Annotated in this window: 22 protein-coding genes; 17 read left to right on the top strand and 5 right to left on the bottom strand. The window is 68.0% G+C overall.

Annotation, left to right across the window (positions count from 1 at the left end; genetic code table 11):
* Nucleotides 1–3: 3 nt before the first annotated feature.
* Both AC5RVZ_RS25445 and AC5RVZ_RS25440 read left to right on the top strand, forming a co-directional pair.
* A complete protein-coding gene (locus AC5RVZ_RS25445) occupies nt 4–1,149 on the top strand; it encodes a N(5)-(carboxyethyl)ornithine synthase (protein ID WP_494068412.1) in 1,146 nt (381 codons plus the stop codon).
* 169 nt (nt 1,150–1,318) lie between these two features.
* The gene (locus AC5RVZ_RS25440) at nt 1,319–1,960 is read left to right on the top strand and encodes an NAD(P)-dependent oxidoreductase (protein WP_494068411.1); all 642 of its coding nucleotides are present in this window, start codon (nt 1,319–1,321) and stop codon (nt 1,958–1,960) included.
* 133 nt (nt 1,961–2,093) lie between these two features.
* On the opposite strand, the gene AC5RVZ_RS25435 is transcribed toward AC5RVZ_RS25440, so the two are convergent.
* Nucleotides 2,094–2,993: a nuclease-related domain-containing protein gene (locus tag AC5RVZ_RS25435; protein ID WP_494068410.1), complete on the bottom strand. Its 900-nt coding sequence runs from the start codon at nt 2,991–2,993 to the stop codon at nt 2,094–2,096.
* A gap of 293 nt (nt 2,994–3,286) precedes the next feature.
* Between AC5RVZ_RS25435 and AC5RVZ_RS25430 the strand changes: the two genes are divergently transcribed.
* The 6 genes from AC5RVZ_RS25430 to AC5RVZ_RS25405 all read left to right on the top strand — a co-directional run bounded on the left by AC5RVZ_RS25430 (nt 3,287) and on the right by AC5RVZ_RS25405 (nt 11,824).
* Nucleotides 3,287–3,619 (top strand): hypothetical protein, encoded by a 333-nt coding sequence (locus AC5RVZ_RS25430; protein WP_494068409.1) that lies wholly within the window; start codon nt 3,287–3,289, stop codon nt 3,617–3,619.
* Nucleotides 3,616–5,598 (top strand): alpha/beta hydrolase, encoded by a 1,983-nt coding sequence (locus tag AC5RVZ_RS25425; protein ID WP_494068408.1) that lies wholly within the window; start codon nt 3,616–3,618, stop codon nt 5,596–5,598. The genes AC5RVZ_RS25430 and AC5RVZ_RS25425 overlap by 4 nt, the downstream gene beginning before the upstream one ends.
* A gap of 131 nt (nt 5,599–5,729) precedes the next feature.
* Complete coding sequence (locus tag AC5RVZ_RS25420; protein WP_494068407.1) at nt 5,730–6,233, top strand: hypothetical protein; 504 nt, start codon at nt 5,730–5,732, stop codon at nt 6,231–6,233.
* A gap of 229 nt (nt 6,234–6,462) precedes the next feature.
* Nucleotides 6,463–8,691, top strand: coding sequence for a choline BCCT transporter BetT (betT, locus tag AC5RVZ_RS25415; RefSeq protein WP_494068406.1), 2,229 nt, complete (start codon nt 6,463–6,465; stop codon nt 8,689–8,691).
* On the top strand, nt 8,688–10,184 hold the full coding sequence (locus tag AC5RVZ_RS25410) for an aldehyde dehydrogenase family protein (RefSeq protein WP_494068405.1): 1,497 nt from the start codon (nt 8,688–8,690) through the stop codon (nt 10,182–10,184). Before betT ends, AC5RVZ_RS25410 begins: the two co-directional genes overlap by 4 nt.
* Entirely contained in the window at nt 10,184–11,824 is a 1,641-nt protein-coding gene (locus AC5RVZ_RS25405; protein WP_494068404.1) for a GMC family oxidoreductase, read from the top strand. Before AC5RVZ_RS25410 ends, AC5RVZ_RS25405 begins: the two co-directional genes overlap by 1 nt.
* A 112-nt stretch (nt 11,825–11,936) precedes the next feature.
* Here AC5RVZ_RS25405 and AC5RVZ_RS25400 read toward each other — a convergent pair whose 3' ends face one another.
* Nucleotides 11,937–12,821, bottom strand: a complete 885-nt coding sequence (locus tag AC5RVZ_RS25400) for a DNA-formamidopyrimidine glycosylase family protein (RefSeq protein ID WP_494068403.1) — start codon at nt 12,819–12,821, stop codon at nt 11,937–11,939.
* Nucleotides 12,822–12,847: 26 nt separating this feature from the next.
* The gene (locus AC5RVZ_RS25395) at nt 12,848–13,450 is read right to left on the bottom strand and encodes a TetR/AcrR family transcriptional regulator (RefSeq protein ID WP_494068402.1); all 603 of its coding nucleotides are present in this window, start codon (nt 13,448–13,450) and stop codon (nt 12,848–12,850) included.
* A 57-nt stretch (nt 13,451–13,507) separates the two neighbouring features.
* On the opposite strand from AC5RVZ_RS25395, the gene AC5RVZ_RS25390 reads away from it, so the two are divergent.
* Nucleotides 13,508–14,692, top strand: a complete 1,185-nt coding sequence (locus AC5RVZ_RS25390; protein WP_494068401.1) for an MFS transporter — start codon at nt 13,508–13,510, stop codon at nt 14,690–14,692.
* A gap of 127 nt (nt 14,693–14,819) precedes the next feature.
* Here the strand turns inward: AC5RVZ_RS25390 and AC5RVZ_RS25385 are convergent, their stop codons facing one another.
* Nucleotides 14,820–15,113, bottom strand: coding sequence for an antibiotic biosynthesis monooxygenase family protein (locus AC5RVZ_RS25385; protein ID WP_494068400.1), 294 nt, complete (start codon nt 15,111–15,113; stop codon nt 14,820–14,822).
* 245 nt (nt 15,114–15,358) lie between these two features.
* Between AC5RVZ_RS25385 and mdlC the strand changes: the two genes are divergently transcribed.
* Nucleotides 15,359–16,969 (top strand): benzoylformate decarboxylase, encoded by a 1,611-nt coding sequence (mdlC, locus tag AC5RVZ_RS25380; protein ID WP_494068399.1) that lies wholly within the window; start codon nt 15,359–15,361, stop codon nt 16,967–16,969.
* Nucleotides 16,970–16,999: 30 nt separating this feature from the next.
* Here mdlC and AC5RVZ_RS25375 read toward each other — a convergent pair whose 3' ends face one another.
* A complete protein-coding gene (locus AC5RVZ_RS25375) occupies nt 17,000–17,329 on the bottom strand; it encodes a cupin domain-containing protein (RefSeq protein WP_494068398.1) in 330 nt (109 codons plus the stop codon).
* Between the two features lie 325 nt (nt 17,330–17,654).
* Between AC5RVZ_RS25375 and AC5RVZ_RS25370 the strand changes: the two genes are divergently transcribed.
* From AC5RVZ_RS25370 to AC5RVZ_RS25340, 7 genes are all read left to right on the top strand, one after another.
* The gene (locus AC5RVZ_RS25370) at nt 17,655–19,679 is read left to right on the top strand and encodes a transglycosylase domain-containing protein (RefSeq protein WP_494068397.1); all 2,025 of its coding nucleotides are present in this window, start codon (nt 17,655–17,657) and stop codon (nt 19,677–19,679) included.
* A 240-nt stretch (nt 19,680–19,919) separates the two neighbouring features.
* On the top strand, nt 19,920–20,987 hold the full coding sequence (locus AC5RVZ_RS25365) for a LacI family DNA-binding transcriptional regulator (protein ID WP_494068396.1): 1,068 nt from the start codon (nt 19,920–19,922) through the stop codon (nt 20,985–20,987).
* Nucleotides 20,951–22,384: an MFS transporter gene (locus AC5RVZ_RS25360; protein WP_494068395.1), complete on the top strand. Its 1,434-nt coding sequence runs from the start codon at nt 20,951–20,953 to the stop codon at nt 22,382–22,384. The genes AC5RVZ_RS25365 and AC5RVZ_RS25360 overlap by 37 nt, the downstream gene beginning before the upstream one ends.
* Nucleotides 22,385–22,473: 89 nt before the next feature.
* Complete coding sequence (locus AC5RVZ_RS25355) at nt 22,474–23,238, top strand: SDR family oxidoreductase (protein ID WP_494068394.1); 765 nt, start codon at nt 22,474–22,476, stop codon at nt 23,236–23,238.
* Between the two features lie 27 nt (nt 23,239–23,265).
* The gene (gene kce, locus AC5RVZ_RS25350) at nt 23,266–24,198 is read left to right on the top strand and encodes a 3,5-dioxohexanoate:acetyl-CoA acetone transferase (RefSeq protein ID WP_494068393.1); all 933 of its coding nucleotides are present in this window, start codon (nt 23,266–23,268) and stop codon (nt 24,196–24,198) included.
* Between the two features lie 8 nt (nt 24,199–24,206).
* A complete protein-coding gene (locus tag AC5RVZ_RS25345) occupies nt 24,207–25,199 on the top strand; it encodes a glycerate kinase (RefSeq protein ID WP_494068392.1) in 993 nt (330 codons plus the stop codon).
* Nucleotides 25,200–25,738: 539 nt separating this feature from the next.
* Nucleotides 25,739–26,254, top strand: a complete 516-nt coding sequence (locus tag AC5RVZ_RS25340) for a hypothetical protein (RefSeq protein WP_494068391.1) — start codon at nt 25,739–25,741, stop codon at nt 26,252–26,254.
* Nucleotides 26,255–26,401: the final 147 nt, after the last annotated feature.

The raw sequence follows: 26,401 nt of genomic DNA, 5'->3' as shown, positions 1-26,401 counted from the left end.
CTTTTGACTCTGCTCTCGCTCGGAGTCCTGGCAACGACGCGCAAGCCCGATGAGCGCAGGCTGGCACTTTATCCTGCGCACATCGAGCGCCTCGACGCCGACCTCCGCGAGCGGATCATCCTCGAACGGGGCTACGGCGAGCGCTTCGGCGTTTCCGACGCGCACCTGGAACAACTGGTGGGACGGATCGCGCCGCGCGAAGAACTCATCGCAGCAGCGGACGTGGTGGTGCTGCCAAAGCCGCAGCCGGAAGACCTTGCCGAACTCCGTGACGGCCAGATCCTCTGGGGCTGGCCGCACTGCGTACAGGATCGTGCCATCACCCAGCTGGCCATCGACAAGCGGCTGACGCTGATCGCCTTCGAAGCCATGAACCATTGGGCCGCGGACGGCAGATTCGCCCTTCACGTCTTCCATAAGAACAACGAGATGGCCGGCTACTGTTCGGTGCTGCATGCGCTGGAACTGGCAGGGTCCACCGGCGACTACGGCCGCCCGCTCACTGCCGTCGTCATTGGTTTCGGCGCCACCGCACGCGGCGCGGTCACCGCGCTGAACGCGCACGGCATCCACGACGTCCAGGTCCTGACCAACCGCGCGGCGGCCGCCGTCGGCTCCCCGATCCACTCCGCACGGATTACCCAGTTCGACCAGGACGCCACCGCCCCGCATCTCAGCCACGTCATCACCGACGACGACGGACGGGTGCCGCTGGCTCCGTTCCTCGCGGAGCGGGACATCGTGGTCAATTGCACGCTGCAGGACCCCAACAACCCGCTGATCTACCTCGACGAGGCGGACCTGGACGGCTTCCGGCCGGGCAGCCTGATCGTCGATGTCTCCTGCGACGAAGGCATGGGCTTCAGCTGGGCGAAGATGACGACCTTCGCCGAACCCACCTTCCAGGTCGGCGACCACGTGAGCTACTACGCCGTGGACCACACGCCGTCGTACCTGTGGAATTCCGCGACCTGGGAGATCAGCACCGCCCTGATTCCATTCCTGCGCACCGTGATGAGCGGACCCGGCAGCTGGCTCGAGGACGACACCATCAGCCGGGCCATCGAAATCCGCGACGGCGTCATCGCCAACCCGGCGGTTCTCGCCTTCCAGAACCGCTCGGAAGAGTACCCGCACCTGCCCGCTTAACGACGACGACGGCGGGCCGCGGATCGGCGGTCCGTCGCTCCGGCGGCGCTCGCGCTAGGCGGTTCTCGCACCTCGGCGGCACACCGCGCGGAATAAGTTGATGCTTCAATCGATTGCACCAAGCAGAGGCCAAGCCTTTTGAAAGACAGCACGCCAACGTAAGGACAGCATGAAGATCGGAATCATCGGAGCCACGGGCAACGCCGGACGCGCCCTCTTCCACGAGTCGGCCAAACGCGGCCACCAGACAACAGCCATCGTCCGGAGCGCCGCCAAGGCCGCGGACGTCCTGGGCACGGACGCCGCAGTGCTGGAACGCGACGCCTTCTCCCTCGACGCCGACGACCTCGCCGCCTTCGACGTCGTCGTCAATGCCTTCGGCACTGCTCCGCACGAGGCCTACCGGCACGTTGATCTGGCCCGCTCGCTGGTTGAGCTCGCCGGGGAAAGCACTCCCCGCCTGGTCTTCATCCTTGGCGCCGGCAGCCTGACTACCGGCGACGACGACCACCTGTTCGTCGAGGACATCCGCAACATCCCCGGCGCCGAGGCGTGGATCTCCATCCCGGAGAACCAGCTGAAGGAACTCGAATACCTGCGCGGTGTCAAGGACGTCGACTGGGTCGGGGTGTCCCCCTCGGCGCTGTTCACGCCCGGCGACGCCACCGCCCCGGTGCTGGGTAGCGACAGGCTCCTCTATGCCGGCGACGGCGAATCACACACCACGACCGGCACGATGGCCGTGGCCATCCTGGACGAGATCGAAAAGCCCGCGCACCGGCAGACCCGCTTCACGGTCAGCGACAACTAAACCTCTCCAGCCACAACACGACGGCCGCCGCAGCTGGTCCTGCCCGGGCATCCTGTCCGGTCGCAGGCAGCGCGGCGGCCGTCGTTCGCCGTCTCGACAGGCGCCTGTCCACGCGCCCCCCGCCGGTGGAAGATCAGCGCCGGTGTCCGCGGCCGGTCCGGCGGGTACCGGCACCGGCCGGTGCTTTCTTCTGCATGGCCAGCAGCTTCGCCAGCGCGTAGCGGTTGACGGTTCCCGCCTTCTGCCCCTGCAGCAGCCAGTGGCCGATGCCGTCGACGCCGGCCTGCACCCCCGTGATGGGGATGCCGGTGGGAGAAATCTGGTGCTCCGGCGTGAACGTGATCGGCCCCGGCGCGTTCGGATGGGCAATGACGTGGCAGGCGACCTCGGCCGCAACCCTGGCCGTGCGCGGGTCGGTCTGCACAACGTCCATGTGAATAATCCGCCGCCTGAACCCGCGCGGATGGACGGAGGCCAGCGTCTCCCGGTCGATCCACTGGTATTGCCCGGGTTTCCAGAACTTCGAGTCGATATAGACCACCCGGTCCCCGTTGATGACGGCGTGGTCGATGTCCGCCACGTGGCTGCCCGGGAACCGCAGCCCGTGGAAGATCCTGGTCCCGGGGATGGCCAGCAGAGTCTCCAGCGCCTGCGCCGTCCACCGCTCGCCTTCCGCGCCCTTCGCGATGTCCTCGCGCCGGAACCGGGACCAACCGCCCGATAGGGCCGCGCCGCCCTGGCCGAAGACCAGTTGCCGGGCGACCTTTTTCGACGCCGCAACGCCCCAGTGCCTGCCAATCGCGCCAAGGCCCAGGAAACAGGCTGCCGCCAGGACGACGGCGACCGGCCACTGAGGGGGAGCATCGCCTAAGGCGGCGCCGGCCAGCATCGAGATGAGCACCAATGACTGTCCGAAACCGATCAGTAATAGGACGACGACGACCAGAACGCGAAGGCCGTTGTAGCCGCGGCCGATGCGCTCCGCGGGCGCGGGCTGGTTCCGCCACGACAGCCGGCCCGGATCGAATTCCATGAACGGCGAATACAGGGTTTCGGGTCCAGCCGGCCGGCTGGCGGCCCCCCACTGTTCCGGACGTTCCATGCAACCTCCCCCGTTCACGTTCAGCAAGGAGCCCCAGTATGTCCCCGCCCCGCGCCGGGGGCCAGAGGTGTCATGCCGTGGAGCCGCCGCGAGTGCCAAATCGATAAACCATGGGGAGTCGTCCCCATTCAGTTCCGCATTCCCGCATGGGACAGTGTGAGCAAACGGTTAAACGGGAGGGCGGGCGGATGGGCAGCTGGCGGATCAATCCGAGGCAGCTCCACATGGTTTTGGTGGACGTGGCCGCGGACGGCCAGTCGCTGGACAAGGCGGCAGGCGACACGGCGGCGGCAGGCGACGAGGCGTCGTCGTCGTTCGGCAGCGCCACGGAAGTGGCCGACGCGTTCGCGGGGTTCTGGTCGCCGCGCCGGGACGTGGGCCACCGGATTGCCGGCCTCGTGTACAATAAGTCCCGGGTGGTCGCCGAAACCGCCGAGCTCTTCATCGACGCGGACGGGCGGATGTCCGGCGCCGCCGCCGCTTTCGCCGAGTCTTTGAACGCCGGCCGCTCGGCCGTCCTCACCCCGCGCGGCTTCGGGCCGGTGCCGGAGCCGTGACGGTGCGGCTGGGCAGCGTCCCGGAGATCAACGTCCCCTGGGACCAGCTCGGCGATGCGGTCCGGGAGATGTCCCTGCGCGCGGCGTCCGCCGCAAACTACCTGGTCGATGCCGGTGCCGCCTGGGCCGGGCTGAGCGTCGCATATCAGCAACCGGAGACCGAACTGGAGGTCCATTCCGCCCTGGACGAGCTGGACGGTCCCTTGCGGGAATGGACTGCGGCGCTGGCCGCTGCCCGGGAAGCCGTCACGGCCTTTGTCTCCTCGGGCCGGGCGCTGCAGGCGGAAGCCGAAGAACTCGCGGCGGCACGCCCCGGCCTGGCCCGGGAGCTGAACGGCGCGGAATCGCAGGAGGGGGATGAGGCGGACCAAGCGGAGCAGCGGGCGGAGGCCTTCAACGGACGCGTCCGCTCCCTGCGGGCGGACTGGCAGGCGCTGGCCGCGGAGACCGCCGCGGCCCTGCGGGCCATCGGCGGCGGAACCGTCGACTCGCTGCCGCCCACCCCGCTGCTGGCCGCCGCTGCTCCTCCGTCCTCCCCGCCGTGGGCCCGCTTCACCAGCGGGCTCGACGAGCGGTTCGGCCCGCTGACGCCGCAGTCGTACCTGCCGTCCCTGACCGGGCTCACCGACGAGGAACTGCGGGCCTGGGCGGCGGCCAACCCCGAGGGCGCCGCCCTGCTGGCCGCCAACAAGCTGCCTGTGTGGCGGATGCCCGGCTCGGCCGAGGCCGTCATGGCGGAGGCGATGGCCGGCGACGCCGCGCTGACCGAGGGCGGGATCGCGGGAATCCGCGAGGCTTGGCTCACCCTGGCGCCGACCGATCAGGAACGGCTGCTGCTGCTCTACCCCGCGGTGTTCGGAAGCCTGAACGGCATCCCCTTCGCCGGCCGGATCCGGGCCAACACCGTCACCGCCGCCGGCTACCGCGAAACCGTGGCGACCCGACAGGCACAGTTGGGCCCGCAGCCCGACCTCAGCGACTACCTCGCGGCCGCTGGCAATCAGCAGGGCCACCCGCGGATGGTCTACCAGCGGGCCTACCGGCAGTACACCGCCGACCTCGAAACGTGGCAGTCCGAACACGACCGGCTGGCAACGCTCAGGACGGGGCTGGACTACGCCGTCGGCCATCGCTCCCAGGTTGTCCTGGTCAGCCTGGACGGCGACGGCCGGATCGTCACCATGAACGGCACCCTGACGCCGGGCACCAGGACGGTCGCCGCCCTGGTCCCGGGCACCGGCGCGGACCTGGGCCAGCTGGAGGCCTACTCGCGCCGGCTCGACGCCGTGAACGGAGAACCGCCCGCCGGCACCGTCTCCTTCTACTGGCAGGGAACCGACCTGCCGGATGAGGTCCCCGACAACATCACCACCTCGTTCAACGAGCGGGGCGGACCCCTGCTGGCCGCCTTCGACCACGCCCTCGACCTGGAGACCCGGCCCGACGCCCGCACCACGTACATCGGCTACAGCGCCGGCGGCTCGCTGCTGGGCACCGCCGAACGCGAGGGCCTGGATTCCACCAACATCGTCTACGTCGCGCCGGCCGGCACCGGGCACAACGTGGGCAGCCCCGCGGACACCGCCAACCCCGACGCCCACCGCTACTGGCTGCAGACCCGAGACGACCCGATCAGCGCGGCCCAGATTCTCGGCGGCGGCTACCACGGAGCGTCGTTCTGGCGCGGCGGCAGCCCCACCGCCATGGACCCGGTCCGGCTCGAGACCGGCTTCCTGAAGCCGGAGGACCCGGGCTCGCTGATGGACGGGCACACGGACTACTTCTGGCCGGGCTCCACCTCGGCCACCAACATTCAGGGCGTCGTCGAAGGCACGAGCGTCAGCCCGTTCGTTCCGGACCGGATCCAACAGACCTACTCCCCCTACGGCCCGCTGATCACCAGTCCGCTCGAGCAGAATCCCGAGGACTACGCATATGGCAACCTTGAAACCGTGACGGTCGAAAGTCTGGAGAAATGAATATGCGGGCTCACTTTCCCTGGCACCGCCCGGCCCGCCCGCGCGGCGAAGAACGACGGCGGCGCCCCGGCTTCGCCGCCGCCCTCACCGCGACTGCCGCCCTTTCCGCCGTCATTCTAGGAGGCTGCGCCATGCCGCAGGAGAACCAGCCGCAGGAGATACAACCGACGTCGCAGGACTACGGCCGCCAGCTCGAGCAGCTGCTCCCCCAGGCGATCGCCGAGACGTCCGCCGCCGCCGACCTGAAAATCAACCTGCTGCGCGAACAAACCTGCCTGCGCCCGGAAGACGAGCGGCCGCAGACCCAGACCGCCTGGATCGCCCGGGCCACCGGCAAGGTCGCGGACGCGGACCAGGCCAACGCCGCCCTCGACGCCGCCGCCGGCTACCTCACCGCGCACGGCTGGGAGCAAAAGAACGAGGCGACCGCCGAAACCGGCGACGTACGCACCCTCTACTTCCGCAACGGCGATCTCGGCGCCACCGCCGCCCACCACGTTGCCGGCGGCGTGGGCGCCGTCGTCCTCTCCTTCACCAGCCCCTGCCTGGACCACCCCGAAGACCACCGCATGATCCGCTCCGAACAAGACCCGGAGTTCGGGATGAACAGCCAGTACTACGACGACGGCGCCTGACGCATCCCCTTCTGGTGGCGCCCCACTGACCGCCCGTAAACAGAACACGCGGGGCAATCGACGTGAACCTCGTCACTTCATGAGGTGATCCTCCTCACTTGGTTCATGTGCTATACGCGCGCATGCGGGTAAATTCCTGCTCTTGCTAGCGTCGAGAGTTGCCCTCACCCGGCCAAGACAACAGCGAGACCGCGACCAGCATTCCTACGATGTGAGGTACGAGACCGATATGAGTACGCCGCCCGAGACCGACGAGCCTAAGCTCGACGGCGAAGACAGTAAGCGCCCCGTCCCCGGAACGGCTCCGCCGGAGTCCCCCGCCGGCCCCACCGTCGAGCCACGGACGCGGGTGAACTGGACCGTCTTCATCGGCTCCGCGGCGGGCGTCCTCGGCATCGCGCTGTGGGCCATCCTGGACCGCGAGTCGGCCGATGCGGTGATCGGCACCGCCGTCGCCTGGGTGGGCGAGACCTTCGGCTGGTGGTACTCGCTGATCGTCGTCGCGGTCCTGGCGTTCGTCCTGTTCGTGGCCGTCTCCCGGGTGGGCAAGACCCGGCTCGGGCCCGACCACTCGCGCCCGACCTTCAACCTCTTCACCTGGACCGCGATGCTCTTCGCCGCGGGCATCGGTATCGACCTGATGTTCTTCTCGGTCGCGGAGCCGGTGACGCAGTACCTGGCACCGCCGACGGGCGACGGCTCCACCGTGGAGGCCGCCCGGCAGGCCGTGGTCTGGACCCTGTTCCACTACGGCATCCTCGGCTGGGGCCTCTACGCCCTGATGGGGCTGGCGCTGGGCTACTTCGCGTTCCGGCACAACCTGCCGCTGAGCATCCGCTCGGCGCTCTACCCGATCCTCGGCAAGCGGATCCACGGCCCGGTGGGCCACGCCGTCGATATTGCGGCCATGCTCGGCACCATCTTCGGCATTGCCACCAGCCTGGGCATCGGCGTCGCCCAGCTCAACTACGGCCTGAGCTTCCAGTTCGGCATTCCCGAGAACACGGTGGTGCAGATCGCCCTCATCGCCGTCGCGGTGCTGATGGCAACCATCTCGGTGCTGACCGGGATCGAGAAGGGCATCCGCCGGCTGTCCGAGCTCAACGTCGTCCTGGCCATCTCCCTGATGGTCTTTATCCTGATCACCGGCTCCACCCGGTTCCTGCTGGACGGGATCGTGACCAACATCGGCGACACGCTCTCCCGCTTCCCGTCCATGGCGCTGGACACCTTCGCCTACGACCGGCCCGACGAGTGGCTGAACGGCTGGACGCTGTTCTTCTGGGCCTGGTGGATCGCCTGGGCGCCGTTCGTGGGCCTCTTCCTGGCGCGCATCTCGCGCGGACGCACGCTGCGCGAGTTCGTCGTCGGGGTGCTGGTGGTGCCGTTTGCCTTCATCCTGCTGTGGATCTCGATCTTCGGCAACAGCGCCCTCGAGATCGTGATGGGCGGCAACGCCGCGTTCGGCGAGGTGGCCATGAGCCAGCCGGAACGGGCCTTCTACGGGCTGCTGGAGCAGTACCCCATGGCCCCGCTCAGCGCCGCGATCGCCACCTTCACCGGGCTGCTGTTCTACGTCACCAGCGCCGACTCGGGTGCCCTGGTGATGAGCAACTTCACCTCCTACCTCAAGGACGCCGATTCCGACGGCCCCAAGTGGCTGCGCGTCTTCTGGTCCGTCGCCACCGGCCTGCTGACCCTGGCCATGCTGCTGGTGGGCGGGGTGCCCACGCTGCAGAGCGCCACCGTCATCATGGGCCTGCCGTTCTCGGTGGTGCTGGTCTTCATCATGCTCGGCCTCTACAAGGCGCTGCGGCTGGAGAAAGCCTTGGCCGACAGCTACCAGGCCGGCCTGCACTCCGTGCTGAACTCACGCACCAACGTGCCGCACGGGGCGGACGGCCGCCGCGGTTGGCGCCAGCGCCTGGCCCGGGCCATGAACTACCCGGGCCGCCGGCAGGCCCAGCGCTTCGTGGCCGAGGTCGCCATGCCCGCGCTCAACGACGTCCGCACCGACCTCGCCGCCCGCGGGCTGGAGGCCACGCTGAAGACCAGCACCGTCGACGCCTTCGGGATCGACACCGCCGACCTCTGCGTGGAGCTCGACGGCGAACGCACCTTCAAGTACCAGATCTATCCGGTGCAGAACGACGTCCCGTCCTATGCGCGCTCGTCCGCCGCCGGCGGCAAGTACTACCGGATCGAGGTGTTCTCGCTCGAGGGCAGCCACGGCTACGACCTCATGGGGTACAGCAAGGACGAGGTCATCGCCGACGTGCTGGACCACTACGAGGTGCACCTCGAGTTCCTGCACCAGCACCGCGCGACGCTGCCCTACAGCACCGCCGCCGAAAACGTCCCGCCCAAGGCGGACTGGGAAACCGATTACGACACCGTCGACGAACCCGTCGCCGCCGTCCCAGAACCCGTCGCTGCACTTTCGAAGGAGACACCATGACCACCACAGCCTCCACCCTGTTTATCAACGGCGCCTGGGAGCCGGCCGCCGACGGCGCGGTGCGCGAGATCCGCAATCCGGCCGACGGCCGGGTCGTCGCCACCGTGTCCGAGGCCGGCCGGGCCGACACCGAACGGGCCATTGCCGCCGCCCGCGCCGCCTTCGACTCCGGCGTCTGGGCCGCCGTCCCGGCGCCCGAGCGGGGCGACTTCCTGCTCAAGGTGGCCGCCGGCCTCCGCGAGCGCCGCGAGGAGTTCGCCCGCGCCGAATCGCTGGACACCGGCAAGCGGATCGTCGAAAGCCGCATGGACATGGACGACATCGCCGCCTCCTTCGAGTACTTCGGCAAGATCGCCTCGCAGGAGGCGGGCCGCGTGGTCGACGCCGGGGACCCCGCCGTCGTTAGCCGGATTGTCTACGAGCCGGTGGGCGTCTGCGGCATGATCACGCCCTGGAACTACCCGCTGCTGCAGGCCGCGTGGAAGATCGCGCCCGCGCTGGCCGCCGGCTGCACCTTCGTGCTCAAGCCCGCCGAGCTCACCCCGTCCACGGCCATCTTGACCATGGAACTGCTCAAGGACCTGGGCCTGCCCGACGGCGTCGCGAACCTGGTCACCGGCCCCGGCGCGGAGGCTGGCGCACCGCTCTCCGAACACCCCGACGTCGACCTTGTCTCCTTCACCGGCGGCCTGGTGACCGGCAAGGTAGTGGCGGCGGCCGCCGCCGGCACCGTGAAGAAGGTGGCGCTGGAACTCGGCGGCAAGAACCCGAACGTGGTGTTCGCCGACGCCGACTTCGACGCCGCCGTCGACAACGCGCTGAACGCGGCCTTCGTCCACTCCGGGCAGGTCTGCTCCGCCGGCGCCCGCCTGCTGGTCGAGGAGTCGATCGCCGAGCGCTTCGTGGACGAACTCGTCCGCCGCGCCGAGGGCATCCGCCTGGGCGGCCCGTTCGACGAGGCCGCGGAAACCGGGCCGCTGATTTCGGCGGCACACCGGGAGAAGGTGGACGCCTACGTGAAGCGCGGCGTGGAGGAGGGCGCGCGGCTGCGCTGCGGCGGCGCCGCCCCCGAGGGCCCCGAGTACGACGACGGTTTCTACTACCTGCCCACCGTCCTGGACCGCGTGGAGCGGGGGATGTCCGTGGTCGTGGACGAAGCCTTCGGCCCGGTGGTGACCGTGGAGACGTTCCGTGACGAGGAGGAGGCAGTGGCCACCGCCAACGACACGATCTACGGCCTGGCCGGAGCCGTCTGGACCCAGGACGCCGGCAAGGCCCAGCGCGTGGCCGGCCGACTGCGCCACGGCACAATCTGGATCAACGACTTCCACCCCTACCTCCCGCAGGCCGAATGGGGCGGCTTCGGCCAGTCCGGCGTCGGCCGCGAGCTCGGCCCCACCGGCTTGGCCGAGTACCAGGAAGCTAAGCACATCTACCAGAACACCAGCCCGCAGGTGACCGGCTGGTTCGCTGACCACGGCAAGGAGAACTGATGCACATCGACAACGTCGAGAACCTCGTCGACCGGGACTTCGACTACATCGTCGTCGGCGGGGGATCCGCCGGCGCCGCCGTCGCCGCCCGCCTGAGCGAAGACCCCGCGGTGTCCGTGGCGCTGGTGGAGGCCGGCCCGGACGACCGCGGCGTGCCCGAGGTCCTGCAGCTGGACCGCTGGATGGAGCTGCTCGAATCCGGCTACGACTGGGACTACCCGATCGAGCCGCAGGAGAACGGCAACTCCTTCATGCGCCACTCGCGCGCGAAGGTCATGGGCGGCTGCTCCAGCCACAACTCCTGCATCGCCTTCTGGGCCCCGCGGGAGGACCTGGACGAGTGGGAGTCCAAGCACGGCGTCACCGGCTGGAACGCCGAGGCCGCCTACCCGCTGTACCAGCGGCTGGAGACCAACGAGGACGCCGGCCCGGACGCCCCGCATCACGGCGACTCCGGCCCCGTGCACGTCATGAACGTCCCGCCAGTGGACCCGACCGGCGTCGCACTGCTGGATGCCTGCGAACAGGCCGGCATCCCGCGGGCCAGGTTCAACGACGGAACCACCGTGGTCAACGGCGCCAACTTCTTCCAGATCAACCGCCGGGCGGACGGCACCCGCTCCTCCAGCTCGGTGTCCTACATCCACCCGATCATCGAGCGGGAGAACTTCACCCTGCTGACCGGGCTGCGCGCCCGCCAGCTGGTGTTCGACGCGGACAAGCGCTGCACCGGCGTGGACATCGTGGACAACGCCTTCGGCCGCACGCACACGCTGTCCGCACGGCGCGAGGTGGTGCTGTCCACCGGCGCCATCGATTCGCCGAAGCTGCTGATGCTCTCCGGCATCGGGCCGGCCGCCCACCTCGCCGAGCACGGCATCGACGTGGTGGTCGACTCCCCCGGCGTCGGCGAGCACCTGCAGGACCACCCCGAGGGCGTGGTCCAGTTCGAGGCGAAGCAGCCGATGGTCAACGAATCCACCCAGTGGTGGGAGATCGGCATCTTCACGCCCACCGAGGAGGGCCTGGACCGCCCGGACCTGATGATGCACTACGGCTCGGTGCCGTTCGACATGAACACCCTGCGGCACGGCTACCCCACCACGGAGAACGGCTTCAGCCTGACCCCGAACGTCACGCATGCCCGCTCCCGCGGCACCGTCCGGCTGCGCAGCCGCGACTTCCGTGACAAGCCCATGGTCGATCCCCGGTACTTCACCGACCCCGAGGGCCACGACATGCGCGTGATGGTCGCCGGCATCCGCAAGGCCCGCGAGATCGCCGCGCAGCCGGCGATGGCGGAGTGGGCCGGCCGGGAGCTGTCGCCGGGCGTCGAGGCGCAGACGGACGAAGAGCTGCAGGACTACATCCGCAAGACGCACAACACCGTCTACCACCCGGTCGGCACCGTGCGCATGGGGCCGGACGACGACGCCATGTCGCCGCTGGACTCCGAGCTGCGGGTCAAGGGCGTCACCGGCCTGCGCGTCGCCGACGCGTCGGTCATGCCCGAGCACGTGACCGTCAACCCGAACCTGACCGTGATGATGATCGGCGAACGCTGCGCGGACCTCATCCGCGGCAGCCGGACGGCGGAAACAACGACGGCGGCGGCCGGCGCCGGCGCGGCGCACGCCTGATCGGTGGTTCGGCGACTGCCTTCCCCCTGAGGAGATAGTCGGCGCCGGCGGTCGCCAAGACGCCAGCGGGTGGCGGAAGCAAACACTGCTTCCGCCACCCGCTGCTTTCAGCTCACTTCAAAAATTTGGACATCCGCCGGTCCGCCAGCAGCTTCCCGCCCGTCTGGCAGCTGGGACAGTACTGCAGCGAGGAATCGGCGAACGACACTTCCCGGACCGTGTCCCCGCACACCGGGCAGGGCTCCCCGGTTCGGGCGTGCACGCGCATGGCCTTGCGCTTGGAATCCTTCAGCTCACTGGCCGGTCGGCCGGAGGCGTGGGCGATCGCCGACTCGAGCACCTGGTGCATCGCCCAAAACAAGCGCTCCACGTCCTCGGCGTCCAGCTTCGAGGCGTTGGCGAACGGCGAGAGCTTCGCCGCGTGCAGGATCTCGTCGCTGTAGGCGTTCCCGATGCCCGCGATCGCCGACTGGTCCCGCAGCAGTCCCTTGATCTGTCCCGAGTGGGAGGCGAGCATCCGCGCGAACGCCGCGTGGTCGACGTCGAGCGCGTCGGGTCCGAGGCGGGCGATGCCCGGGACATCCATCGGGTCCTTGACCACGTAGGCGGCCAGTGATTTCTTGGTGCCGGCTTCGGTCAGGTCGAACCCGGGCTGACCGGCGCCGTCGGCGGCGGCGAACCGCACGCGCAGCGCAATGGGGCCCTTGCCCGGCCGCAGGGGTTCGCGCTTCAGCGCATCCGACCAGCGGAGCCACCCGGCCTTGGCCAGATGCATCACCAGGTGCGTCTGCCCCGCGGTGATGACGATGAACTTCCCGCGGCGCGAGACCGCGGACACCGGCTCGGCGCCCATCAGCTCCGGCGGCACGTCAGCCGTTTTCAACACGGAGAAGGACAGCACCTCCACCTTGGCCACCTGGGCCGGCGGGGCGTCGGGCGGGATGAGCTTCAGCCGCAGGAAGTCGACGAGTCCCTGCACTTCCGGCATCTCGGGCATGCCCTAACGATAACGGAAGCTTGCCCCTATGACCGGGCGGGTTGCTCCTGGCCTAACCCCGACTCGATGATCATGCGCGCGACGTTGCGCGCATGCCTCACCGGAGCGGCCGGAGCTCCCCGCAGCAGGCTGCCCAGGACGCCGTTGTAAAGCAACAGCAGCGCTGAAGCCAGCGCGTCAGGGTCGGGGGAGCCCGCTTCCTGCGCCAGCCGCGCCAGCCGCTCGGTAACCATCTGCGTGTCCTGGCGGATCAGTGCGAAGACCGGGTCGGCCTCACCGTCCTTGGGTGTTGGCCGTTCCGAGGCGGTGGCCAGGAAACTGCACCACTGGGTCGGGTTTGCTGCCGCACGGAAGGACTCGACGGCGTCAAAAACCGCGAGTAGCCGTTCCTCCGCGGACGCAGCGGCCGCTACGGCGTCGTCCCAGTGTTGGCTCCAGGCCTCGAGCCGGCGGGAGAGCACTTCGCGCAGGAGGTTGTCCTTGGAACCGAAGTGCTTGTACAGGGTCACGATCGCCACCCCGGCCGATGCGGCAACGCGATCCACCCCCGTGACGGCGATGCCTTCTTGGAAGAAGTGCATCTCGGCGGCATTCATGATGCGGTCGCGGGTAGTCAGGAGGTCAGGCATGGGGCTAGTGTAACGCTCGTTATGGCGTAACGGGCGTTATGGGTGGAGGTGCCCGGCATGGGCAGGACCGCGGCGGGTCGCCGAGCAGGCTCCGGCCTCAGCGTGGCGCTGGCCGGAATGCTGTTGATCGCGGCCACCTACGGCATGGCACGGTTCGGGGTCGGCCTCTTCGCCCCGCTCTTGGCCGCGCAGCGGCCGGAACTTACCGGGGTACTGGGATGGGCTGCGGGCGCGCAGTTCACCTCCTATTCGGTGGCTGCCGTGGCGGCCGCCCGCTTCGTCGACCGCGCGCCTCGGGCCGGTCTCATCCTCGCCGGAGGCACTGCTGCCCTCGGCTGCCTGGGAGTGGCCGTTGCCTCATCCCCGGGCACGTTCGTGGCGGCTGTGTTCGTCGGCGGCATGGGCGGGGGCTTCGCCTCACCGGCATTGGTGCCGGTTATTGACGCGCTCGTGGCACGCCGCACCAGTGCGACGGCACAGTCCCTGGTGAACTCCGGAACCGCTGTCGGCGTCGTGGGAGCCGGCATAGTCGCCTCAGTGGTCACTTCGATTCGCTGGGCATGGGTGCTCATGGCGCTGTTGTGCGCGGCGACGGCGATCGCGGCGTGGTATCCCGTCCGGGCACGGGCGGATCTTGGCGCCTCTGCCCGCCCGGCCTCCGCGCCAGCCTCGATCCCCGAACGTCGTGGCCCGTGGCATCTTCTCATCGTCCCCGCCGGGGCCGCGGTCATTGCGGGCGCCGGCTCGGCCTTGATCTGGACGTTTGGACCATCGCTGGTTACGGATGCCGGTTCCGTGGCTGCCGCTCGGGTCGGATGGCTGTGGATCGCCTTGGGCCTGGGCGGGGTCCTCGGCATACTCACCGGGGCCCTGGTCCGGCGCATGGGAATGCAGGCAGCGTGGTCCTTTTTCGCCATTGTCCTGGCCATCGCCACTGCAGGGGTGTCGGTATCAGCAGCCACCGGCAGCGCTTGGGTGGCCTATGCCGGCATGGCCGTATTCGGTGCCGGCTACATGAGCCTGTCCGGCGTGCTCATCCTCTGGGCGCGCAGCGTGTGGCCCGGCGGTGCCGGAGCGGGGACTTCGTGGCTCTTCATCGCGCTGGCCATTGGACAGGCGCTGGGCTCCGCCGGTTTTGGGCTGGCTTACGGGGCCTTGCCGCCCGGTGTGCTGGCGTCCCTGGCCGCGGGCCTCCTCGTCCTCGGCGGTCTCACCGGTTTGTTCCGGTTGCGCCACCGCTAGGAGATCCTCTCCCGGAAGGAGCTCCCAGCGGACACCGGGTGGGTTCCGAAGCTCCAATCGGGCAGCCTGGGTTTCACCCCACCGCAAGTCCGGCCCCAAGCCGTGACTCTGTTGCCAGTCGGGGTTGTCAGTCGGCGAGCTCGACGACCTCAAACTCGAGCAGCTCCGACCCACTGGCCACCGGGGTCTTCGAGCCGTGATCCCGTGGAGCGCGGTTGTCGCGCCAGTTCTCGAAGTCCTCACGCGTGGCCCACTGGGTGTACACGAAGTAGCGGTCTTCACCGGCGACCGGACGCAGCAACTGGAAGCCTTCGAACCCCGGTGCAGAGTCGACGGCGTGCTTGCGTGCGGAGAAGCGCGCCTCCAATTCGGTGCCCGAGCCTTCGGGGACCTTGAGCGCGTTGATGACGACGATGGACACGATGCTGCTCCTTTCGGGTCCGAACCGCCCGGACCATCATGGGTCCACGCTATCGCGTCCGGGCCGTCGCGTTGCCGCGCGTCCCTACGTTACCGGCGCTGCCGAATGGCAGGCTTTCGGAAAGCCGGCGACTGTTGGATTTAGTGATTCGCTGCACATAGGCTGCGTCCAAGGGCACGACGTCGGGCCGGCGGAGCCGTCCACGGTACCGACCGCAGGGTTCGCGACGTTGGAGGAGCAGACGAGTGACGGGCAAGAAGAAGACGGTTCTCGAGGCGACGCTGGAAATGTTCCGCGCACACGGGATGACCACGATTTTCGGCAATCCCGGGTCGAACGAGCTTCCGTTCCTCGCCGGCCTGGGCGGGGACTTCGACTTCGTCCTCGGATTGCACGAGCAGGTGGTCGTGGGCATGGCCGAGGGCTATGCCCGTGCCACGGGCCGGCCGGCACTGTTGAACCTGCATGCCGCCTCTGGGTCGGGCAACGCCATGGGCGCGCTGACCAACGCCCACTGCGGGCACATCCCGATGGTCATCCTCGCCGGCCAGCAGGTCCGCCGCACCGTCGGCCAGGAAGTGATGCTCGCCAGCGCCGACGCCGCGGCCCTGCCGGCACCGCTGGTCAAGTACTCGCACGAGCCGCTGGCCGCCGCCGACGTGCCGCGCACCCTGTCCCAGGCCGTGTTCGAAACCTGCGCCCAGCCCCGCGGACCGGTCTACGTCTCGGTTCCCCTCGATGACTGGGCCGAGCCCGCCCTCGACGACGACGCCCTGCTCACCGACCGCTCGGTCGCCACCGCCGGCGGCCTCACCGAGGACCTGGCCCGGGAACTGATCGCCGCGATCGACGGCGCCAAGAACCCGGCCCTGGTCGTCGGCCCGCAGGTAGACGCCGCCGCCGTCGAGGATCCCAGCGTGTTCGACGCCGTCGTGGCCCTGGCGGAGAAGGCCGATGCCTCCGTCTACGTCGCGCCCTCTCCCTCGCGGGGCCCGTTTCCGACCACCCACCCGAACTTCGAGGGCGTCATTGTCCCGAACATCCAGTCCGTGCGCGACCGGCTCGCCGGCCACGACGTCGTGCTCGTCCTCGGCGCCGCCCTCTTCCGGTACCACCGCTGGGAACCCAGCAATTATCTCGAAGAAGGAACCCGCGTCATCCACCTCACCCAGGACCCGCGCGAGGCCACCCGGGCACCATTCGGCCGGTCCGTCGTCGCCGACGTGGCAGGGGCGGTCAAGACCCTGGCCCAGGGCGTGAAGGACCGCGGCCGGCGGCGCGGCGAACCGGGCACCCGGGAGCTGCCGGCGGCCAAGACCTCCCCGGACGGCATGACCGGCACCGAAATCCTCGAAGTCCTCAACACCCACGTCAACGACACCGTCGCCTACGTCAACGAGACCACCACGCTGGACCTGGACTACCTCGAACGCATCGCCATCGACCGCCCGGGCATGTACCACTTCCCGGCGTCGGGCGGGCTGGGCTTCGGCCTGCCCGCGGCCGTGGGCATGTCGCTGGGCGCCCCGGAGAAAACCATCGTCGCGACCGTGGGTGACGGCTCCGCCAACTACGGCATCACCGCCCTCTACACCGCCGCCCGCCGGCAGACCCGGACCGTGTTCGTCATCGTCAACAACTCCGGCTACGGCGCCCTCGCCGGCTTCGCCCAACGCATGGGCGTGCCCGACGTCCCCGGACTCAAGCTCGGCGGCATCGATTTCGTCTCCATCGTCGAGGGCTACGGCGTCCCCGCCGAACGCACCACCACCCGCGAAGAATTCGAGGCCGCCTACCAAAAGGCGCTTGCCGCCAACGGCCCGATCCTCATCGACGCACAGGTGGCCACCGGCTGACCCGCCGTCGGCCGGGCTACCGCCAACCGCCTACTTGAGCTCGATCTCGACGAACACAAAGTCGTCGTCGGACTCGTTGACAACGTTGTGTTCGCTGCCCGCCTTGCGCGTGTAGGAAACGCCGGCCGTCAGCTGGCTGGCCGACGCCCCCTCGCTGGTCTCCAGGGCCAGGGTACCGGTGCTCATGGGGACCACGACATAGTCCACGGGATGCACATGCCAACCGGTTTCCGCGCCGGGAGGAAACCGCCACTCCGTGACGGTCACCCGGTCGTTGTCGATCTGCACGGTGGCCACCGCGGCTGGGCGCCCGCCCGCGGTCTGTTGGTCCACGAAACCGGCCTGCACGTCGCGTTGCATGTTTCTCCTTCGGTCAGGAAATGGCTGTTCGTGGCCACCCTATCCGGCGCCTCGCCCATCCTGCAGCAGCTCTCCACGCTGGCGCCCCTCCCCTGGTCAAAACAGGGTAGGCCGGCCTCTACCGAAGGGGGTTTTGAGCTTCTACGATTTTCTCTACTGCTCCACTGCGGGGAAGGAGGGGTGTGGGATCCATCGTCAGGAAATGCTCCCCAACGCCCCGCCTGGAGGCTGCGCGCGGATGCATCCGTCACTTGGATTTCCCGCATAACGCATCATGTGGCCCTTTCGACGAAACAGGTTTCAACAGGTCGACTTCGACGAACTGATGGCGTCTGCCCGTCGTCCGAAGAAGAAGCTCCGGCGTCGGCGCCTCGACCTGTGGCTGGTGAGCGTTGCCGTCGCGGCCTTGGGGGCCGGGGCGATCGTCGCACCCGCGGCGGTGGGCGTGTCCGCCGTCGGCAATTCGGTCCTGGACATGTGGCAAGAGCTGCCGACCGATCTGCCGGTGGAGCGGCCGCTGCCGCAGCACACCGTCCTGCTGGACAAGGACGGCAAGGAATTCGCCCGGCTCTACAGCGAGAACCGGATCGACGTCGAGCTGGACCGGGTGTCGGAGGCCTTTGAGGAGACCCTGATCAACACGGAGGATGCCCGCTTCTACGAGCACCGCGGAGTCGATCCCCTCGGCATCACCCGCGCGCTGATCAACAACGTCACCAGCGAAAACGTCCAGGGAGCATCCACCATTACCCAGCAACTGGTTCAGAACATCCTGGTTAACCATGCCCGCAATGAAGAGGAAGACAAGGTCGCCGTCGGCGATACCTATAACGCCAAGCTCCGCGAGATGAAGTATGCCGTCGCTCTGGAAAAGCAGCTGTCCAAGGACGAGATCCTCACGCGCTACCTGAACGCCGTCTATTTCGGCAACCGGGCCTACGGCGTGGAGGCCGCCGCCCGTGTGTACTTCAGCACGACGGCGGCGAAGCTCGACCACGCGCAGTCCGCCCTGTTGGTCGGCCTGCTCAAGGCGCCGGTCACCTACGACCCGTTCACCCAGCCGGACGCGGCCAGCGCGCGGCGGAACACCGTGCTCCAGGTGCTGGAAAAGGAGGGCGTCCTGTCGGCCCGCGAGGCACAGACCGTCCGCGAGGCCCCTCTGGGTGTGAAGCGCGGCTCCATGCCGTCCAGCTGCGGCGGCTCCAAGTATCCGTTCTACTGCGAGGTGGTCCGCGAAGAATTCCTGGGCAACCCGGCCTTCGGCAAGACGGCCGACGCCCGGCAGGAGCGTTTCTACCTGGGCGGGCTGACACTGACGACGGCGCTGGACCGCAAGGCCGCCGACGCGGCCCAGAAGGCAGTCAAGCGCGCGCTCGGCAACGACAACCGCGCGGCCCTGGGGACCGCGATCGTCCGGCCGGGCAAGGGGCACGTGGTCGCCATCGCGCAGAACCGTGCCTGGGGCGAGGGTGATGGCAAGACACAGGTTGTCTACGCCAAGCACGCCTTCCAAGTCGGTTCGGCCATGAAGCCGATCGTGCTCGCCGCCGCACTTGAGCAGGGCATCCCGACCTCCCAAAAGTTCAAGGCGGACGGCCCCTACCGCTCAAAGAAACTGGACAATCCGAAGGGCGGCTACATCAACTACGACAACGAGGACTACGGAGTCATCAATGCGTACCAGGCGATCCGTGCCTCGGTGAACGTCTACTTCATCAAGCTCGTCGAGCGCGTCGGGGTCGTCAAGGCCGCTGAAATGGCCAATACGCTGGGCATCACCTCCATCGACCCCGAGAAGCTTGGCGGCAGGGAAGGTTCCATTGCCCTGGGCGCCTACGAAGTCAACCCGCTGGAAATGGCCAACGCCTACGCCGCCTTCATGGGCGACGGCACGGTGTGTCGCCCCGTCACGGTCATCAAGGCAGTCCGCACCGGCACCGAAGAAAAGCTGCCGGTCCCAGACCCCGGCTGCCACCGCGCCATCGATCCGAAAGTCGCGGACACCGTCGCGGACGTACTCAAGGAACCCTTTAACCCGAGGGGAACCCTGGGACCGCGCCTCGAACTCGACGGCAACCGGGAAGCCGGCGCCAAGACCGGAACCACCAATGACTTCGCGGCCAACTGGATTGTCGGCGGCACTCCCCAGCTCACCGCCGCCGTCTGGCTCGGCGATCCCCGCGGCGGCGCAGAATACCCGCTCACGCGCCTCACGGCGTACGGCAACACCTACACCGACCTGACCGGCTCCGAAGTCGCCGCCCCGGTCTGGAAGGAAACCATGGACGGCGCGCTCAAGGGCGAGAAGAAGGTCCCGCTGCCGGAAGCCCACCGCTCGATGACGAGGTAGCCGCTGCTGCTGGCCACCGATGCTCGCGAAGCCACGACGACGGCGCGGCAGCGGGCGCTCATCGGCGCGGTCATCGCTTTGCACGGCGGAGTCTTTCTGCCGCGCTCCTCGTAACGCTAGCGGACACATTCCGCCAACCCGCCGCAAGCTTATTTACTTAACGTTGCTTAAGGCTTCGCCGTGCTCTGTAATGGTCATCACAGCTTCGATCGTGACGAAGACGACAGAGAGGAGGCGTCCATGAGCGGTGCATCCCTTGCGACTGCGGTCCGCCCCCATCGCGTCTCGGCGGCCGAGGTAGCTCGCGCCTGCGGTGTCTCCGCGGCAACCGTCAGTTATGTCATGAATGGCAAGGGCGGGGTCTCGCAGGAGACAAGGCGGCACATCATCAACGTCGCCAACGAGCTCGGTTTCCGTCCCGGTAACGACGCCAAGAAACACCGGGATGCCCCGTACCTGAACCGGGTCGTCGGGCTGATCCTGCCCAACATCGTGAACCACATGTACACGGGGTGGGCGGAAGGGATCATCTCGGCAACCGCCCAAGAAGGATTCGAAGTATTCGTAGCCACCACGCAGGACAAACCGGACACCTTGGCGCAGGTAGCTTCGGCCTTGGCTGCACGCAACGTGGACGGCGTCATCACGGCCGCAACGCTGCGGGAGGATTCACGCGCGCTGCGCACGCTCCGGCAGCGCCGCATCCCCTATATCTATCTGTCGCGCCGATCCGACCACCTTCCGGGCGACTTCGTCGGCATCGACGATTTCGCGGCCGCCTCCCAACTCATGCAGCACATCCTGGACCACGGGTATCGAGAAATCGCTACGGTGATCGGCCCGCGTTTTTCCACCGCTTCGCTGGCCCGCGAACAAGCATTTGTCGCCACCGCCGCAGACCATGGAGTCGCGATCACCGGCGAGCGCAAAATCAGCACCCGCCTCAACCGCGACGGCGGCAGGGTCGCTGCCGAAAAGCTCTTGGCCTCCCCGACCCCGCCCCGCGCCATCGTCTGCGGGTCTGACGAGATCGCCATCGGTGTGATGGAGCATGCCCTCGCCCGCGGTGTGCGGATCCCCGAGGACATTGCGGTAGTAGGCAGTGACGGGCTCCCGCACAGCAGGTCGGCCCTGATCGGCTTGACCACGATCGTACAGCCGGTACAAGAAATGGCAGAGAAGTCCTTCGAGCTGCTGCTGGCCCAGATCACGAATCCAGGCGACGCCTTCACCCACACATTCTGCAGACACCACCTGCATATCGGGCGCACTTGCGGCTGCCAGCCGACAGCCCCACCGAAGCCCTAATCCTCATAGCCCAGACCAACCAGCCGGCCAGGCCCGGCTATACAACCACGCCCTTCGACAGGAAAGACACGACTATGTCCACTACTTCGCAGGCTACGGCAAAGAGGCCGCCCGCCGTCATCAACAAGATCATCTTCAGACGCGTCATGCCCCTGCTGATCGCCGCCTACGTGATGGCGTTTTTGGACCGCACGAACATCGGCATGGCCAAGGACCGCCTCGAGATCGACCTCGGCATCTCCGCCACGGCCTACGGCATTGGCGCCGGCCTCTTCTTCCTGACCTACGCCTTGTCCGAGGTTCCCTCCAACCTGATCATGCACAGGGTAGGGGCCCGCTTCTGGATCATGCGCATCATGATTACCTGGGGCCTGATCTCGGCGGGCATGGCTTTTGTGCAGGGAGAATGGTCCTTCTACCTGCTCCGCATGCTGCTGGGGGTGGCCGAAGCCGGACTCTTCCCGGGTGTAATTTACTTCTTGACTCAGTGGTTCACAGTTAAGGACCGAGCCAAAGCCAACGGCATGTTCCTGCTCGGCGTCTCCATTGCCAACATCGTCGGCGCTCCGCTCGGCGGCCTGCTGCTGACCATGGACGGTATCGGCGGACTGCACGGCTGGCAGTGGATGTTCATTATCGAGGGCCTGCCCGCCTGTGCCCTGGCATTCGTGGTCTGGAAGTTCCTGCCCGACAAGCCGACCGACGCCAAGTTCCTGACCCGTGCCGAGGCCGAAGACCTTGAGTCACGCATCGCTGCCGAGGAAGAAGCCGGCGCCCGGGCGGCCGGCAACTCAAAATTGCGCCATGTGCTGAAGGACAAGCAGATCCTGCTGGTCGTCGCCATCTACTTCACGCACCAGATCGCGGTTTACGCCCTGAGCTTCTTCCTGCCGTCGATCATCGGCAGCTACGGTGCACTGAACAGCATCCAGATCGGTTTGCTCACATCTATCCCGTGGATTTTCTCCGCCGCCGGTGCCTTGCTGCTGCCTCGCCTGGCCACCAACGCCTCCCGGTCGCGACTAATCGCCACCTGCACCATGGTGGGCATCGTCGCCGGCTTCACGCTCGGAGCGATCAGCGGACCCGTCCTGGGCCTGATCGGGTTCTGCCTGGCCGCGTTCAATTTCTTCGCCCTGCAGCCGATCCTGTTCACCTACCCCGCCACCCGGCTCTCGGGTGCGGCGCTGGCCGGCGGTATCGCGTTCGTCAACACGGTGGGGCTGTTCGGCGGATTCCTTGGCCCGTACGTCATGGGCTTTATGGAGGAAACCACCGGCAACACCCTCTCCGGACTCTGGTTCATCGTCGGCATGTGCCTCATCGGTGCGCTCCTGACCCGCCTGCTCAAGCGCGGCGCCGAGGATCACTCCAAGGCAGCCATCAGCGGCCACTGACTTAAGGTGACGCGTACGACGGCGGTGCCGCACCGCCGTCGTACTGTCCCCTATGCACTCCCCCACCTGCACTACCCAAGGAGCACTCAATGGATTTCACCGGACGCAAGGTCCTGGTCACCGCCGGAGCGGCCGGCATCGGCCGTGCCATCGCCACCCGCTTCCGTGACCTCGGCGCAGACGTCATGGTCACGGACATCAACCCGGAGGCGGTGGATGCGGCCAAACAGGACGGCTTCGCCGTGGCGCTCAGCGACGTCTCGGACGAGTCGCAGGTCCAGACGCTGATGCAGGAAGTCCGCACCAAGCTTGGCGGGCTGGACGTCCTGGTCAACAATGCCGGCATCGCCGGGCCCACCGGCCCCATCGAAACCCTGGACTCGCAGGCGTGGAAGACCACCTTCGACGTGAACGTTCACGGCCAGTTCTACTGCATCAAGCATGCGCTGCCGCTGCTACGCGAGGCCAAGGACGCCGCCATCGTCAACCTCTCCTCGGCCGCCGGGCGGCTGGGCATGGCCGGACGAAGCCCCTACTCGGCCTCCAAGTGGGCCGTCGTCGGGCTGACCAAGACCCTGGCCATCGAGCTGGGGCCCGAGGGTATCCGCGCCAACGCGATCTGCCCGGGGGCAGTGAATGGCCCGCGCATCGACGCGGTGATCGAGGCAAAGGCCGCCATGCTGGGCCGTCCCCTCGAGGAAGTCTCAGACCTCTACCACAAGCAGTCTTCCCTGGAGCGGCTGGTGGAGGCGGAGGACATCGCCAACATGGCCGCGTTCCTGGCTAGCGATCTGGCCCGCAACGTCAACGGCCAGGCGATGGCCGTGGACGGCAACACCGAAAAGCTCTACTGATCCACCCGGTACCACCTAAGGAACATCATGGCCCGCAAGCGCAAAGTCATCATCACCTCCGCCGTCACCGGCGCCATTCACACCCCCAGCATGTCCCCGCACCTGCCGGTCACCCAGGATGAAATCGCCGAGGCAGCCATCGGCGCCGCCAAGGCGGGCGCCGCCATAGTGCACATGCACGCCCGCGATCCGAAGGACGGCCGTCCGTCGCAGGACCCGGAGCACTTCGAGCCCATCCTGGCCAAACTGAAGGCCAACACGGACGCGGTCATCAACATCACCACAGGGGGCTCCCCGCACATGAGCGTTGAGGAGCGCATGCGGCCGGTCGCGGCGTTCAAGCCGGAGCTCGCGTCGCTGAACATGGGCTCGATGAACTTTGGCCTCTACCCCATGCTGGACCGCTTCCAGGAGTTCGAGCACGAGTGGGAGCGCGAAGGGCTGGAGAAGTCCCGGGACCTGGTCTTCAAGAACACGTTCCAAGACATCGAGACCATCCTGAACATCGGCAACGGCAACGGCACCCGGTTCGAGTTCGAGTGCTACGACATCTCGCACCTGAACAATCTGGCCCACTTCCACAACCGGGGCCTGGCCCGCGGACCGCTGTTCGTCCAGTCCGTCTTCGGCCTGCTTGGCGGCATCGGCGCGCACCCGGAGGACCTGATGCACATGCGCCGCACGGGCGACCGGTTGCTGGGCGATGCCTACGAGTGGTCCATCCTGGGCGCCGGCAAGAACCAGATGCCGCTGGCCACTATCGGCGCGGCCATGGGGTCGCACGTCCGCGTGGGACTGGAGGACTCGCTCTGGATCGGCCCCGGCCAGCTCGCCGCCTCCAACGCCGAGCAGGTTAGCCGCATCCGCACCATCGTCGAAGCACTCAACTTCGAGGTCGCCACTCCGGACGAGGCGCGCGAGATGCTGGACCTCAAAGGCCGCGAGAACGTCGGGTTCTGAGCAACGGCATGAAGATCCTCATCGCGCCCGACAGCTTCAAGGGCACCTACACCGCCGCCGAGGTGGCCACCCACGTTGCCGCCGGTGTTCGGGAAGCCGGCGGCACCGCCGTCGAGCTTCCCGTGGCCGACGGCGGTGAGGGCACCTACGAAATCCTCCAAGATGCCACCGCGGCCACCTTGGTGGAGGCGGACAGCGTGGGCCCGTGGCGCGATCCGATCCGCGCGGCATACGCGCTGAGCGCTGACGGGACGGCCGTTATCGGACTCGCCGCCGCCAGCGGCATCACGCTTCCCTGCTCCGGCGAGCGCGACCCGCTGGCGGCGGACACCTACGGGACCGGCCTGCTCATGGTGGACGCGGTCCGCCGCGGAGCATCAACCATCCGGGTGGCTGCCGGCGGGAGCGCGACGACGGACGGCGGCGCCGGGGCGATTGCCGCCATCGAGGAACACGGCGGGTTAAAGGGCGCGGGGGTCCGTGTGCTCACCGACGTCACCACCGTCTTTGAGGATGCCGCGGTGGTGTTCGGACCGCAGAAGGGCGCCGACCCGCAGCAGGTCCGCGAACTGACCGAGCGGCTGCACCGCCAGGCCGCCGCGCTCCCCCGGGATCCTCGCGGCCTGCCGCGCACCGGAGCCGCCGGCGGTTTCAGCGGCGGGATGTGGGCCCAGTACGACGCGGAGTTGGTGCCAGGCCCAGAGTACATCCTGGACGCCGTCGGTTTTGACTGGCTGGCGGCCGAGGCGGACGCGATCGTCGTGGGCGAAGGGCGGCTGGATTCGCAGACCGGGCAGGGCAAGATCATCTCCGCCATCCTGGCCCGCAACCCGGGCAAGCCCGTCCACGCTGTGGTGGGCTCCGTCAGCGATGACTTGGGCCGCTACGCCGACAACTTCTCCACCATCATCGTCGCTACGGATGCGAAAGCCATGGCGGAGGCGGGCACCCGGATTGCCCGCGCCGCGCGCCAGATGGTTGCCGAGTCCGACAGTCGCTGACCGGCAAACCCCGGCCTCCGACTGGATATAGCTTTCGGCGCTTGGCCAGTCCCGTCCTCGTCCCGTCGCTTGTCTGACCGCTGGCGCGCAGCACCGGGCAGCGGTCACAGACCCGGCCTAAGAAGTAACTCAGGTTCACCAACGACGGGCGCCGGTCAGCCCACCCGGCGCCCCGCCGCAGCAACTCCTCCATGGCGTCCACCCCGGCAGGTGCTCCCCCGGCGGCGGCGTAGCCGACCGCGATTCGACTGCGCCGCGCGCTTGGGCTACTTCCGGGCTGGGCCGTTCCGCGGCCGCCGCTAAAAGGGTTCCGGCGAGAGAGCTAGTAACCCATCACGACGGCGCTGCCCGCCTCCTTCCTAGGGGCAGGTTTCAGTCACTTCAGATACGTCTCGTCCCACTAAAGACGCAGGTTTTGGGAAGCTGCGACAACGTTTCGGCAGGTTAGCCGCAAGGAGGGCCTTTGCGGCGGTCGGACTCGTTATTTTCGAAGGGTGGCGGGCACTGGGCCGGCCACCTCATCCGAACACGGAGTACACATGACTGCAATCCGCAAGATCGCCGCCGGCTTCCTCGCAGCCGCCCTCCTGGCCGGCGGAAGCGCCACCGCCGCGTCCGCCGCTAACCTTGAGCCCGTCACCGAACCGGTTATCACCGCACCCGTCAGCGCCGAGCCGGTCGTGACCGAGGCTGACGTCAAAGCCGCCAAGGCCGCCTTCAAGGCAGCGCAGAATAATGCCCGCACCACCGAACAGCAGGCCCGCGCCACCGCAGCCGCCGAGCTGAAGGCCGTGTCCAAGAAGGCGAAGCTCGCCAAGGGCAAGGCAGTGAAAGCCGCGCAGCTGCAAGTGAAGAACTTGCGCGCAGCCCAGACCGCTGCCCTGAAGGACCTCCGCGTCAAGAACCGCGTGCTCGTCAACGAAGCCCGCACTGCCTACCAGGCCGTTGCCGATGCCTACGAAGCACAGCTCGCCGCCGCACAGCCGGTTGTCGAAGACCCGATCGTCGAAGAGCCCGTCGTCGAAGAGCCCGTCGTCGAAGAGCCCGCCGCCTAACCTGCGGACAGTCATAAGGGGTGCCGTCCCGGTGGGACGGCACCCCTCATGTCTGTCCGCAGCCTACAGCGGGTGCCGGACCCGCTCGCTGGAAGCCGTCGGTTCGGCCGGGGAGAGTCGGGCCAGACTCGCTCGCCCGGTGAGCAC

The sequence above is a fragment of the Arthrobacter sp. Cza30 genome, assembly GCF_059090765.1.
This window is presented reverse-complemented; position numbering and strand designations above follow the sequence as displayed.

Excerpts from the sequence above, each read along its gene's own strand:
- AC5RVZ_RS25440 (WP_494068411.1), top strand. The coding sequence starts at position 1,319 with ATGAAGATCGGAATCATCGGAGCCACGGGCAACGCCGGACGCGCCCTC.
- AC5RVZ_RS25435 (WP_494068410.1), bottom strand. The coding sequence starts at position 2,993 with ATGGAATTCGATCCGGGCCGGCTGTCGTGGCGGAACCAGCCCGCGCCC.
- AC5RVZ_RS25430 (WP_494068409.1), top strand. The coding sequence starts at position 3,287 with ATGGTTTTGGTGGACGTGGCCGCGGACGGCCAGTCGCTGGACAAGGCG.
- AC5RVZ_RS25420 (WP_494068407.1), top strand. The coding sequence starts at position 5,730 with ATGCCGCAGGAGAACCAGCCGCAGGAGATACAACCGACGTCGCAGGAC.
- betT (WP_494068406.1), top strand. The coding sequence starts at position 6,463 with ATGAGTACGCCGCCCGAGACCGACGAGCCTAAGCTCGACGGCGAAGAC.
- AC5RVZ_RS25410 (WP_494068405.1), top strand. The coding sequence starts at position 8,688 with ATGACCACCACAGCCTCCACCCTGTTTATCAACGGCGCCTGGGAGCCG.
- AC5RVZ_RS25405 (WP_494068404.1), top strand. The coding sequence starts at position 10,184 with ATGCACATCGACAACGTCGAGAACCTCGTCGACCGGGACTTCGACTAC.
- AC5RVZ_RS25400 (WP_494068403.1), bottom strand. The coding sequence starts at position 12,821 with ATGCCCGAGATGCCGGAAGTGCAGGGACTCGTCGACTTCCTGCGGCTG.
- AC5RVZ_RS25395 (WP_494068402.1), bottom strand. The coding sequence starts at position 13,450 with ATGCCTGACCTCCTGACTACCCGCGACCGCATCATGAATGCCGCCGAG.
- AC5RVZ_RS25390 (WP_494068401.1), top strand. The coding sequence starts at position 13,508 with ATGGGCAGGACCGCGGCGGGTCGCCGAGCAGGCTCCGGCCTCAGCGTG.
- AC5RVZ_RS25375 (WP_494068398.1), bottom strand. The coding sequence starts at position 17,329 with ATGCAACGCGACGTGCAGGCCGGTTTCGTGGACCAACAGACCGCGGGC.
- AC5RVZ_RS25370 (WP_494068397.1), top strand. The coding sequence starts at position 17,655 with ATGGCGTCTGCCCGTCGTCCGAAGAAGAAGCTCCGGCGTCGGCGCCTC.
- AC5RVZ_RS25365 (WP_494068396.1), top strand. The coding sequence starts at position 19,920 with ATGAGCGGTGCATCCCTTGCGACTGCGGTCCGCCCCCATCGCGTCTCG.
- AC5RVZ_RS25355 (WP_494068394.1), top strand. The coding sequence starts at position 22,474 with ATGGATTTCACCGGACGCAAGGTCCTGGTCACCGCCGGAGCGGCCGGC.
- kce (WP_494068393.1), top strand. The coding sequence starts at position 23,266 with ATGGCCCGCAAGCGCAAAGTCATCATCACCTCCGCCGTCACCGGCGCC.
- AC5RVZ_RS25345 (WP_494068392.1), top strand. The coding sequence starts at position 24,207 with ATGAAGATCCTCATCGCGCCCGACAGCTTCAAGGGCACCTACACCGCC.
- AC5RVZ_RS25340 (WP_494068391.1), top strand. The coding sequence starts at position 25,739 with ATGACTGCAATCCGCAAGATCGCCGCCGGCTTCCTCGCAGCCGCCCTC.